At 59.3% G+C, this 11,526-nt stretch carries 12 protein-coding genes; 10 read left to right on the top strand and 2 right to left on the bottom strand.

The features are described 5' to 3' along the window. Positions 1-132: 132 nt before the first annotated feature. Positions 133-417: an antibiotic biosynthesis monooxygenase family protein gene (locus tag ACFOZ5_RS15275; RefSeq protein ID WP_379888843.1), complete on the top strand. Its 285-nt coding sequence runs from the start codon at positions 133-135 to the stop codon at positions 415-417. Positions 418-429: 12 nt separating this feature from the next. Here ACFOZ5_RS15275 and rlmM read toward each other — a convergent pair whose 3' ends face one another. Further along, positions 430-1,521 carry a 23S rRNA (cytidine(2498)-2'-O)-methyltransferase RlmM gene (rlmM, locus tag ACFOZ5_RS15270; protein WP_379888841.1) on the bottom strand — a complete coding sequence of 364 codons (1,092 nt, stop codon included), beginning with the start codon at positions 1,519-1,521 and terminating at the stop codon, positions 430-432. Between the two features lie 17 nt (positions 1,522-1,538). Further along, positions 1,539-2,210: an alpha/beta fold hydrolase gene (locus ACFOZ5_RS15265; RefSeq protein WP_379888839.1), complete on the bottom strand. Its 672-nt coding sequence runs from the start codon at positions 2,208-2,210 to the stop codon at positions 1,539-1,541. Between the two features lie 399 nt (positions 2,211-2,609). Between ACFOZ5_RS15265 and ccoN the strand changes: the two genes are divergently transcribed. The 9 genes from ccoN (at position 2,610) to ACFOZ5_RS15220 (ending at position 11,344) form a co-directional block, all read left to right on the top strand. Beyond that, complete coding sequence (gene ccoN / locus ACFOZ5_RS15260) at positions 2,610-4,040, top strand: cytochrome-c oxidase, cbb3-type subunit I (protein WP_379888837.1); 1,431 nt, start codon at positions 2,610-2,612, stop codon at positions 4,038-4,040. A gap of 18 nt (positions 4,041-4,058) precedes the next feature. Next, positions 4,059-4,667, top strand: coding sequence for a cytochrome-c oxidase, cbb3-type subunit II (ccoO, locus tag ACFOZ5_RS15255; RefSeq protein WP_379888835.1), 609 nt, complete (start codon positions 4,059-4,061; stop codon positions 4,665-4,667). Positions 4,668-4,672: 5 nt separating this feature from the next. After that, complete coding sequence (locus ACFOZ5_RS15250; RefSeq protein ID WP_379888833.1) at positions 4,673-4,858, top strand: cbb3-type cytochrome oxidase subunit 3; 186 nt, start codon at positions 4,673-4,675, stop codon at positions 4,856-4,858. Beyond that, complete coding sequence (ccoP, locus tag ACFOZ5_RS15245; protein ID WP_379888831.1) at positions 4,855-5,748, top strand: cytochrome-c oxidase, cbb3-type subunit III; 894 nt, start codon at positions 4,855-4,857, stop codon at positions 5,746-5,748. The genes ACFOZ5_RS15250 and ccoP overlap by 4 nt, the downstream gene beginning before the upstream one ends. A 141-nt stretch (positions 5,749-5,889) precedes the next feature. Further along, positions 5,890-7,332 carry a cytochrome c oxidase accessory protein CcoG gene (gene ccoG / locus ACFOZ5_RS15240; RefSeq protein ID WP_379888829.1) on the top strand — a complete coding sequence of 481 codons (1,443 nt, stop codon included), beginning with the start codon at positions 5,890-5,892 and terminating at the stop codon, positions 7,330-7,332. Between the two features lie 57 nt (positions 7,333-7,389). Beyond that, positions 7,390-7,926, top strand: coding sequence for a FixH family protein (locus ACFOZ5_RS15235; RefSeq protein WP_379888827.1), 537 nt, complete (start codon positions 7,390-7,392; stop codon positions 7,924-7,926). Beyond that, the gene (locus ACFOZ5_RS15230) at positions 7,919-10,393 is read left to right on the top strand and encodes a heavy metal translocating P-type ATPase (protein WP_379888825.1); all 2,475 of its coding nucleotides are present in this window, start codon (positions 7,919-7,921) and stop codon (positions 10,391-10,393) included. The genes ACFOZ5_RS15235 and ACFOZ5_RS15230 overlap by 8 nt, the downstream gene beginning before the upstream one ends. 13 nt (positions 10,394-10,406) lie before the next feature. Further along, positions 10,407-10,661 (top strand): cbb3-type cytochrome oxidase assembly protein CcoS, encoded by a 255-nt coding sequence (ccoS, locus tag ACFOZ5_RS15225; RefSeq protein WP_379888823.1) that lies wholly within the window; start codon positions 10,407-10,409, stop codon positions 10,659-10,661. Between the two features lie 2 nt (positions 10,662-10,663). Beyond that, positions 10,664-11,344, top strand: coding sequence for a sulfite exporter TauE/SafE family protein (locus tag ACFOZ5_RS15220; RefSeq protein ID WP_379888821.1), 681 nt, complete (start codon positions 10,664-10,666; stop codon positions 11,342-11,344). Positions 11,345-11,526: the final 182 nt, after the last annotated feature.

Raw genomic sequence — 11,526 nt, 5'->3', positions numbered from 1 at the left:
TGAGGCACATAATGGTTCTATGTAACGAAAAATCCGGGAAATTTGAGGCGCTTTCCCACCGGCGCAACAGGTCAGCCTCAAGCCCGACAGGCTGCTGGATTGTCCGTAGAATGGTATAGCATTGAGGTGCTCATGATTCGCGTCATTATTGAACGTCATATCGCCGAATCCCTGGAATCTGCCTATGAGGAGCGCTCGCGGAATATTCTGCAAAGCGCCGTGGCCGCTGCCGGGTTCGTTTCAGGCGAAACCCTGGTGGACGCCAAAGACCGGAATCACCGTCTGACCCTGTCAAACTGGCGATCCGAGGCTGACTGGGACCGGTGGTTCCATTCCGAGGAGCGGCGCCGACTGCTGAGCGAAGTCAAACCGATGATGGACCAGGACGAAAAAATTACCGTTCTGGAGCAATGCTGAACCAGGCGCGCTTCAGTCCAGGCGCTCCAGGAAACAGGTGATCTCCTCCCGGTCATGGTAGAGCTGCCGTGCCCGTAGTTTGACCGCGAAGGGTGCGTCAGCCAGGCGGTCTGCCAGCAGATCACGGCAGATCAGCCATTCCTCGTAGCGCTGCTTCATGGGCAGCTTGAGGTTGAATACACTGTAGCGACACAGCTGGGCGTTGAACCAGTCGCTGACCATGGCAGCCGTCCGCCGGGGTTTGTCCACGATATCGCAGACCATCCAGTCCACCGCCCGTTTTGGGCGCCACAGGTAGCCATCCGCCTGCACATGGCTGACCATCCCAGTCGCCATCAGTTGCTCGTCCATGGGGCCGTTATCCACCGCTGTTACCGTCATGCCCTGATCGACCAGCTGCCAGGTCCAGCCTCCCGGCGCGGCGCCGAGATCGACAGCGGTCTTGCCGCCACCCAGGTAGTCCAGTTCCCTGCCCTGTGGCAGCATGACCTTCCAGGCTTCCTCCAGTTTCAACGCTGAACGGCTGGGGGCGGTCGCCGGCAGCTTCAGGCGGGGAATGCCCATGCCCCAGCGGGCCCGGTTATTGACAGGACTGACACCGGCGATGGCCCGGGTGAAGTCCACCAACAACAGCTCCAGGCGATCGGCATTATCGCCACGACCGCCATCGCCCATCAGGCCCGCTCCACGCAACGCCCTGGACAGTGGCGCTACCCACTTGCGGGCGAAACGGCTCAGATCGGCATCGCTGTTGTTCTCGGGCACACGGACATCCACCCGGTCACAACCATGCAGGGCTGATGGTTCGCCGGCCCGCATCCCATCAATCACCGCACCGACCCGGTCGGTTGCCGGCAGGGTAATGTCCGCCACCACGATCAGCCAGTCTCGCACGAACACCATTGAGTCCAGCGGCAACCCCGAGAGAAGCGCTGGCGCATCCAGCCCGCCGACAAGGGTAAACTGCAACCATCCCATACCTTCAGCCGGTTCGAAATAGCCCCAGGCTCCCAGGGTGGCCGCGGCATCGGTGAGCTCCCGTCCGGCTTCCGCCTCAAACCCCGGGCGGCAGAACAACAGCAATCGATTGAGGGAAGAATCCATAAAGGGGTCCTGTAAAGTCAGAGAAGCACGGACTCCGGGCTCAGGGAGTACAGAAAACTGGCCGCCAACCGGGCAGACTGGTCAATCAGGGCATCCGGGTCCAGCCCCTGCTTTTTCATCGGACGGAGATCGTGGTTGCCGCCCTCCAGCCAATGAACCCGAACCCGGGAAGGCAAGGGTGGCTGATCAGCCAGCTCCGCCGGTTTGCCAAACGGATCCCGCGTACCCTGAAAGATCTCCATCGGTACCCGTACATCCGCAAAATGCCCTGTCCGCCAACGATCGGGCTTGCCCGGAGGGTGGAAAGGATACCCGAAACAGGCGACACCCTGAATGCCTGCCACCTCAGGAGAAGCCGCCAGCAACGACGCCATGCGCCCGCCCATGGACTTTCCGGCCACCACCAGGGGGCGTTCCTCTCCAATCCTGTCACGACATCGACGCACCATTGTGGCGAAATGGTCCAACAGCACCGATTGGCGATCCGGCGGTCGCTTGCGACCGTCTGCCCGACGCTTTTGCATGTAGGGAAACTCGAAACGCGCCACACTGACACCGTGAGACACGAGCACCCCGGCGAGCCGCTCCATAAAGGGAGTGTCGTAACCCGCGCCGGCGCCGTGGGTCAGAAGCAGGAGCGGCGACTGCCCCGGGGCAGTGGCTGCATCGTCGAAAAGCATCTCTGTCATCTTGCAGGCTCCACTAAAGAAACTACGCTTCTGTCTAAGGGGTTACCCGTAGTCCCGACGAATCGGCACCCGTTCCGTTGCCCGTCAGCCACCGAGGATGCGGCGCGACAGAAAGTCGCACCACTGCGACACCGCCACTATGGGCAGCCTACAGGGCTCAAAGTGGGGTTGTCTCCATGGCACAATTCACCCACCGCGGATTTATGTCGTGAACTATTGATGAATATCGAAAATCCCGCGGATTGTACATTACTCCGGCATTGAACAGATTCGCCATCACACTGATTTAAGCGGCATTACGGAGTCTGGTGGAGTTGACCTGAGTCATTGCAAACAGATTATCGTTTCTCCATACTTGCGCCGATTTCTTTCCCCACCCTTGAATCCATTGGTAAGGCTATGAGCACAGTGAATGCAAACCTGACATACAACTACAAGGTGGTGAGGCAATTCGCCATCATGACGGTGGTATGGGGTATTGTGGGCATGGCGCTGGGTGTGCTGATTGCAGCGCAGCTGGTGTGGCCGCAATTGAACCTCGACCTGCCCTGGACCCACTTTGGTCGCCTGCGACCCTTGCACACCAACGCCGTAATCTTCGGCTTTGGTGGTAGTGCCCTGTTTGCAACGTCTTATTACGTTGTTCAACGTACGTGCCAGGCGCGCCTGTTCTCTCCCGGGCTGGCAGCCTTCACCTTCTGGGGCTGGCAGGCGATCATCGTATCGGCGGCCATTACCCTGCCCCTTGGCCTTACTTCGTCGAAGGAATACGCCGAGCTGGAGTGGCCGATTGACATCGCCATTGCTGTGGTCTGGGTTGTCTACGCCATTGTGTTCTTTGCCACCATAATGAAGCGAAGCGCACCCCACATCTACGTGGCCAACTGGTTCTATGGTGCCTTCATCCTGACCATTGCCGTGCTGCATATCGGTAACAGCCTGGCGCTGCCGGCCTCCATGTTCAAGTCCTATTCGGCCTATGCGGGCGTCACCGATGCGATGATGCAGTGGTGGTACGGACATAACGCCGTGGGCTTCTTCCTGACCGCCGGCTTCCTGGGCATGATGTACTATTTCGTTCCCAAGCAGGCCAACCGGCCGGTTTACTCCTACCGCCTGTCCATTGTTCACTTCTGGGCGCTGATCGCCACGTATGTATGGGCCGGTGGCCACCACCTGCACTACTCCGCCCTGCCGGACTGGGCCCAGACCGCGGGCATGGTGATGTCACTGATCCTGCTGGCACCGTCCTGGGGCGGCATGATCAACGGCATGATGACCCTCTCCGGTGCCTGGCACAAGCTGCGTACCGACCCGATCCTTCGGTTCCTGGTGGTTTCCCTGTCGTTCTACGGCATGTCCACCTTTGAAGGTCCGATGATGTCCATCAAGACCGTTAACGCCCTTTCCCACAACACTGACTGGACGATTGGCCATGTGCATTCCGGTGCCCTGGGCTGGGTTGCCATGATCAGTATCGGTGCGGTCTATCACCTGATCCCCAAACTCTGGGGCATCAAGTCCATGTACAGCATCGGCCTCATCAACGTGCACTTCTGGCTCGCCACCGTGGGTACCGTGCTCTACATCGTGGCCATGTGGGTCAACGGCATCATGCAGGGCCTGATGTGGCGTGCGGTTAACGATGACGGCACCCTGACCTACAGCTTCGTGCAGGCGCTTGAAGCGTCCTGGCCCGGTTATCTGGTGCGCTTCATCGGCGGTGTCATCTTCCTCGCTGGCATGCTTGTCATGGCCTGGAACGTATGGATGACCGTCCGTCAGAAGGACGCGGTTGCCGCCGACAACGCTGCGGTTCAGCCGGCCTGATCAGGAGTAATACGTAAGATGAAACACGAAATTGTAGAAAAGAACCTTGGCCTGATGTCCGTACTGATCCTGCTGGTGATCAGCGGTGGGTTCCTGGCTGAAATCGTTCCCCTGTTCTTTCTGGACGAGACCAACGAGCCCGTGGCCGGCCTTGAGCCGCTGGACCCGCTGGAACTGGAAGGCCGTGATATCTACATCCGGGAAGGCTGCCACGTCTGCCATACCCAGATGATCCGGCCTTTCCGTGCCGAGACCGAACGTTATGGCCACTACTCGGTTGCCGGGGAGTTCGTATACGAGCGTCCGTTCCTGTGGGGCTCCAAGCGTACTGGTCCGGACCTGGCCCGCGTCGGTGGACGTTACTCGGACTCCTGGCAGCGTATGCACCTGTATGACCCGCGCAGCGTCGTGCCGGAATCCAATATGCCGGCATTCCCGTGGCTGTTCGAGGATCAGGTCGACCACACCAAAACCGCACAGAAGATGAAAACCCTGCAGACGCTGGGCGTGCCCTATACCGATGAACAGATCGAAGGGGCTGCGGAGGAAGTTCGCGGTCAGTTCGAGATCGATGCTCTGGTCGCTTACCTGCAGCAATTGGGTACCGTGATCTCTGACAAACGGTGATTTCGATGGATATCAATGATTTCAGGGGCATCCAGACCATTCTGGTAATGATCGCCTTTCTTGGCATCGTCTGGTGGGCCTATAGCTCTCACCGGAAAAAGAAGAATGATGAGGCGGCGCACCTGCCCTTTGATGACGACGACATCGCCGAGCGCACTTTGAAACAGGACAAGACGGAGAAGAAACGATGAGTACCTTCTGGAGCATCTGGATCAGTGTGATCGTGCTCGGTACCATTTTTGGTTGCTGGTGGCTACTCTGGGCCACCCGCAAGAGCCAGACAAGCGATACCGAAACCGAAAAAACCATGGGCCACTCCTTCGATGGCATCGAGGAGTATGACAACCCACTGCCCAAGTGGTGGTTCTACCTGTTCATTGCCACCTGTGTCTTCGGTCTGGTTTACCTGGCCCTGTACCCGGGCCTGGGCAACTGGAAAGGTCTGCTGGACTGGACTCAGGAGAAGCAGTGGGAAGAGGAAGTACAGCAGGCAGAAGCCCGCTACAGCGAAATCTACGCCCAATACGGTAACACGCCGATCCCTGAACTGGCCCGCAACCAGGATGCCATGGAGATGGGGCAGCGCCTGTTTGCCAATAACTGCGCTGTGTGTCACGGCTCTGCGGCTCGCGGATCCGTTGGCTTCCCGAACCTGACTGACGATGCCTGGCTCTACGGTGGTGACCCGGACACCATCCTGGAAACCCTGCACAATGGCCGCCAGGGTAACATGCCCGCCAAGGGCACCATGCCTAACATGAGCGCCGAACAGGTTGACCAGGTGGTAAACTATGTTCTCAGTTTCAGCGGTCGTGAGAAGGATGAGCAGGCAGCCGAGGCGGGCGCTGATGTGTTCGCCCAGGCCTGCGTCGCCTGCCACGGCGCCGATGGCACTGGTAACCAGGCACTGGGTGCACCCAACCTGACCGACGATGCGTGGCTGTATGGCAGCACTTACGACTGGATCGAGGAAGCGGTGCTCTATGGCCGCCAGAACGAGATGCCGGCCCAGGGTGATCGCCTCAGCGAGGATCAGATCCATATCCTGGCGGGTTACGTGTACAGCCTGTCCGACGACTGAGTAAGCCGGCGCCGCTGCCCGCGGCGCCCGGTCTTTTCAACCCTGGGCCTGCTCCTGCGGACCCAGGCTTGAAAAGATCTCCAGGCCAAGCCTTCTGTCCCTTCGACGGATCGTTGGACCTGTTACCATCAGGAGGTAATGATGAGCAGTCAGATTCCGGTCCACCAGATTGACCCGAACACTGACGGCCCCTCCGACAACAAGAAGAAAAAGCCGGAAACCGTCGAGCTTTACGCCAGCCGCAAAAAGATCTATGTGCGGGAAATCAAAGGCCTCTTCCAGCGTATCCGCAATGTCAGCCTGACTGCGCTAATGGGCATGTATTTCCTTTTTGTCTGGATTACCGTAGACGGTGATCCGCTGATTCACTTCGACTTGCCGGCCAGGGAGTTTCACCTCTACGGGATGACGTTCTTTCCCCAGGACTTCTTCCTGCTCGCCGCCATGCTGATTATCTGCGCCTTTGGCCTGTTCTTCATCACGACACTGTTTGGCCGGGTCTGGTGTGGTTATACCTGCCCGCAAACCGTCTGGACCTTCATCTTCATGTGGGTTGAAGAGCGCATTGAAGGCAGCCGCAACAAGCGCATGAAGCTCGACAAGCAGCCCAACTCTCCCGAGAAAGTCGCCCGTAAATCGGCCAAGCACGCCGTCTGGCTGCTGATCGCCCTGGCCACCGGTGTCACGTTCGTAGGGTATTTCTACCCGATTCGTGAGCTGCTGGCAGACCTGGCCACCCTGAATGCCAACGGCTGGGCCTATTTCTGGGTGGGGTTCTTCACTGTGGCGACCTACCTGAATGCGGGCTGGATGCGGGAGCAGGTCTGCCTGTACATGTGTCCGTACGCCCGTTTCCAGTCCGTCATGTTCGACCGCAACACCCGGGTAGTGTCCTACGACCCCAACCGCGGCGAACCCCGCGGTAGCCGCAAGAAATCCGCCAACCGGGAAGACCTCGGGCTCGGTGACTGTATCGACTGCGGCCTGTGTGTGCAGGTGTGCCCGACCGGTATCGACATCCGCGACGGCCTGCAGTACGAATGTATCGGCTGCGCCCTCTGCATTGACGCCTGTGACAGCGTCATGGACAAGATGGAGTACCCCCGCGGGCTGATACGCTACACCACAGAGAACGAGCTTGAGGGCAGGCCCTCGAAGCTGCTGCGCCCACGCACCTTCGGCTACGGGGCATTGCTGATGCTCATGATCGGAGCGGTAGCATTTACCATTGCCACCCGCGTCCCCGTGGAGCTGGACGTGATCCGCGACCGGGGTGCCATGTTCAGCTACAACGGCAATGGCTGGGTAGAAAATACCTATACCCTGAAGATCCAGAACATGTCGGAAGAAGCCCGAGAGTTCACTATCCAGGTTGAGGGCATCGAGTCAGCCCGACTGCTTCGGGGTGGTGAACCGGTTTCCGTGGTTGCAGGCGATAACAAGGCCGTTCCTGTGGTGGTGGAAGTTGATCCTGAAGATCTGAAGGACATTAACACGGGCATCAGCTTCCGGATCGAGGCAGTGGATGACCTCGATGTCGCCGATGAAACCGATAGCCAGTTTATCGGTCCAAGACCTCGCTGACACTGACGCCGGGCCCACCCTTGTGGGCCCGCTGACCTTTCTGAAAATGAGTACACCATGTCTGACACTGTAATGACCCATGATGACGAAGCCTCCCGGCCCTGGTACCGACAGCCCTGGTTCTGGTTCCTGGTGCTGTTTCCGGGCATGTCCATCACCTACTGTATTATTGCCATCACCATTGCCGTGAATACTCAGTCGTCGATGGTGGTAGACGACTATTCCAAGGAAGGATTGGGGATTAATCAGTCACTGGCGCGGGATAGCCTGGCATCGGATCTGGGTCTTGAGGCCGACATCCGCCAATCTGACCGGCAACTGGAAGTGACCCTCAAGAGCCAGTCCGATACGCTGGACGTCCCGGACTATCTGATACTGCAGCTGTTTCATCCAACCATTGGCGACCAGGACCGGATCATTCAGCTCAGTTCCGTCAGCCCCGGCGTCTACCGCGCACAGGTCACTGGCAAGCTCGACGGACGGTGGTATCTTGACCTGAGCGGCCCGTCCAGCGACTGGCGTATCAAGGGTGAAGGCCACTTTCCTGCCGAGTCCGGGATAGTATTGCGCCCTGATGACACGGACCGTGGCTGACACACTCCCCTGCTTTCACTGCAGTGAGCCTGTCCCTGCCGATAACGGCATTGTGCCCGATCCGTCGAAGCCGGACCGGGCCTTCTGCTGTCATGGCTGCAAGGCCGTTTTCGAAACCATCCATCAGGAAGGGCTTGATGGGTTCTATGAGTTTCGTACGGCGGCAGCAGTAACGCCACGCACATTGTCTGGCTCGGATCTTGAGCGTCTGCGGGAACTGGATCACCCGGTCGCCCAGGAAAGCTTCGCAAGCCCGGTCAAAGGCGGCATGGAGGCACAGTTGCTGATTGGCGGCATTACCTGCGCGGCCTGTATCTGGCTTCTGGAGAACCATCTCGCCCGCTACCCGGGGGTGGAAAGCTTTGCCATTAACCACACCACCCAGCGGGCCAGACTTGTCTGGTCTCCGGACAAGAATCGACTCAGTGATCTGCTGATCGCGATCCACGAGCTGGGATACACCGCCTCGCCCTACCAAGCTGATGAAGCCGAAATGACGTTAAAGGCGGAAAACCGCTCCGCCATTGTTCGCCTGCTTGTGGCCGGCATCGGCACCATGCAGAGCATGATGCTCGCCGTTCCACTTTATTTTGAAATGATCAGCGAAGTGACACCGGAATTCATCGAACTGTTCCGATGGTTCAGCCTGTTGGTGGCAACACCGGTGGTCGCATACAGTGCCCGCCCGTTCTTCACCAATGCCATCCGTGACCTCAGGGCCCGCCACTTCACCATGGACGTACCCGTGGCGACCGCCATCGGCCTGGCCTATGTCGCGAGCGCCTGGGTGACCCTTTTCGGGGGTGAAGAGGTGTACTTCGAATCGGTGTGCATGTTTACCTTCTTCCTCTCCCTGGGCCGCTATATAGAGACCAGGGCGCGTTACCGTGCCGGACTCACCGGCAAGGCCCTGGGCAATTACCAGCCCCGTATAGCCACTCTCATTCAGGGTCAGGAAACCCGCGTGATACCCGCCCACCAGTTGAAGGCCGGTGACAGGATTCGCGTCAAACCCGGCGAAACACTTGCCGTGGACGGCACGATCGTTCAGGGACGCTCCACACTCAATGAAGCCGCCCTGACCGGCGAATACCTGCCAGAATCTCACGAACCGGGGGATGAGATTTTTGCCGGCAGCATCAACGGCGAAAGCCCACTGGAAGTGGAAGTCTCAAGAACGGGCAACCGCACCCGACTGTCGGGCATTCTGCGCATTCTTGACCGGGTCCAGTCAGAGAAGCCGCGGGTGGCGCTTATGGCTGACCGAATTGCCGGCGTCTTCGTCAGCCGGGTATTGATCATTGCCCCTCTCGTCTGGGTGGGCTGGTGGCTGGCGGGGGCCGACAATGCCTTCGACATCACCCTGTCCGTGCTGGTCGTTACCTGCCCCTGTGCCTTGTCCCTGGCCACCCCCACGGCACTGACCAGCGCCACCCTGACACTGAGAAAACTCGGCTTTCTCCCTACCCGGGGACACACCCTGGAAACCCTGGGGGAAATTGACACCGTTGTCTTCGACAAGACCGGTACGCTGACCGAGGGCAGATTACACCTGCTGGAAACACAACCATACGGAAACCTGACAGAACAACAGGCGTTGGCGGTGGCCGCCGGACTGGAACACCACTCCGAACACCCCATCAGCCAGGTTTTTGCCGACAGGGCCTCGGAGACGGTCACCAATGTCCGGAACCATCTCGGCGAGGGATTGAGCGGCGTCTGGCAGGGGCAGCCGGTGGCCATCGGGCATCGCGACTTCATTGCCGACCAGACCGGTATTCGTCCTCCCGAACTGCAGGAGAGCCACGGCATTGATCTCTGGCTGGCCGTTGATGGTCGTGTTGAAGCCTGCTTCCTGATTGATGACCGGATACGTGCCGAGGCCGGGGATGCGATCCGCACACTACAGTCCCGGAATATAGAAACCGTGATGCTCAGTGGCGACCGCTCCGGTCATGTTGATCGCGTCGCCCGGGAACTGGGCATCGACAAGGCCGTAGGCGGCGCATCGCCGGAAGACAAACTTGCCCACTTGCAGGCGATGGCGGCAGACAACCGCAAGATCATGATGGTCGGTGACGGCCTTAACGACCTGCCCTCCATGGCGGGTGCGGCGGTTTCCGTCGCCATGGGCTCCGCCACCGACCTGACCCAGCTTCGGGCCGATGCCATCCTGCTCAGTGGCAACCTGTCACTTCTGGTAAAGGCCATTGACGCCAGCCGGGCTACCCGACGTATCATCCGGCAGAACATGATGTGGGCCCTGGGCTACAACCTGCTGGCCCTGCCACTGGCAGCAGCCGGCCTGGTACCGCCCTGGCTGGCGGCTATCGGCATGTCGGCGAGTTCGCTGGTTGTGGTCCTGAACGCACTGAGGCTGAGCCATGACGGCACCAAGGGAGCAAAGGCGCACTCCTCCGAAGCCAGGTTCCAGGGCCAACATGAAGCCTCACCCACGGGCGGATAAAGGTGAATAGCCAGTGAATATTCTTCTGATACTGATTCCAGTGACATTGTTGCTGGTTACCGTTGGCATACTGGTCTTCAACTGGGCCGTAAAAAGCGGCCAGTATGATGACCTTGAAGGTCCTGCTCATCGAATCCTCTACGATGATGACAGCGATATGATTCCCGACGATGCCCTCCAGCCCCAGCAAAAAAAGCGGAAGACAACCAACACCACGGGCGATGACAAGGGAACTGACGGCACCGACCAGAACGACCCGAAGGCCTGACCTTGAACGAACTGGCTCTGAGCTACCCCGCCGCTTTTGTGATCGGCCTCCTGGGCAGCACTCACTGTCTGGGAATGTGTGGCGGGATCAGTGCGTCCCTGTCCATGAACCTCCCTGTTGGCCGCGGGTTCCGGCGACGTCAGCTAACCATGTTGCTGGCTTTCAACGGCGGCCGCATCGCCTCTTATGTGCTCATCGCGACGATTATCGCCTGGCTGAGTATCAGCGCCACTGGTGCCCTGAGTGGCCTTGGACCCTGGTTGCGGACGCTGGCAGGCCTCCTGCTGATCCTCATGGGGCTTTCCATGGCCCAGTGGTGGTATGGCATACGTCACATAGAGCGCATCGGCGGGCCTGTCTGGCGCCGGCTGCAGCCTCTTACCGGAAAACTTCTCCCGGTCCGTAATCCGCTGCAGGCGCTCTTTCTTGGCTCGCTCTGGGGCTGGCTGCCCTGCGGCCTGGTCTATAGCACCCTCGGTTGGGCCGCACTTCAGCCGACACTCCCCGCTGCCGCAGGCACCATGTTCTTCTTCGGCCTCGGCACCCTGCCGTCAATGTTAGGCACTGGCCTGGCCGCCACCTGGATACAGACACTGCGTACCAATCGATGGTTCCGGCAGATCGCCGGCGCTGCAATGATCGGTTTCGGGCTCTGGACCATTCCGTGGATAGCGGTGGTTTGAGGGCGACTGATACTACTGTTACCCATGTTGCAGGTTTGCACAGGTGAGTGGAGGTATTTGTCTCGCTATATCCCATAAAAAAACCCCGGCAGCGCTAGCTGTCGGGGTTTTGGTATTAGGAGCCTGACGATGACCTACTCTCGCATGGGCAATGCCACACTACCATCGGCGCTGCTCTGTTT

Source organism: Marinobacter lacisalsi (assembly GCF_042651045.1).
Taxonomy (GTDB): Bacteria; Pseudomonadota; Gammaproteobacteria; order Pseudomonadales; family Oleiphilaceae; genus Marinobacter; species Marinobacter lacisalsi.
This window is presented reverse-complemented; position numbering and strand designations above follow the sequence as displayed.

Coding starts and splice junctions, on each gene's coding strand:
- ACFOZ5_RS15275 (WP_379888843.1), top strand. CDS start 133: ATGATTCGCGTCATTATTGAACGTCATATCGCCGAATCCCTGGAATCT.
- rlmM (WP_379888841.1), bottom strand. CDS start 1,521: ATGGATTCTTCCCTCAATCGATTGCTGTTGTTCTGCCGCCCGGGGTTT.
- ACFOZ5_RS15265 (WP_379888839.1), bottom strand. CDS start 2,210: ATGACAGAGATGCTTTTCGACGATGCAGCCACTGCCCCGGGGCAGTCG.
- ccoN (WP_379888837.1), top strand. CDS start 2,610: ATGAGCACAGTGAATGCAAACCTGACATACAACTACAAGGTGGTGAGG.
- ccoO (WP_379888835.1), top strand. CDS start 4,059: ATGAAACACGAAATTGTAGAAAAGAACCTTGGCCTGATGTCCGTACTG.
- ACFOZ5_RS15250 (WP_379888833.1), top strand. CDS start 4,673: ATGGATATCAATGATTTCAGGGGCATCCAGACCATTCTGGTAATGATC.
- ccoP (WP_379888831.1), top strand. CDS start 4,855: ATGAGTACCTTCTGGAGCATCTGGATCAGTGTGATCGTGCTCGGTACC.
- ccoG (WP_379888829.1), top strand. CDS start 5,890: ATGAGCAGTCAGATTCCGGTCCACCAGATTGACCCGAACACTGACGGC.
- ACFOZ5_RS15235 (WP_379888827.1), top strand. CDS start 7,390: ATGTCTGACACTGTAATGACCCATGATGACGAAGCCTCCCGGCCCTGG.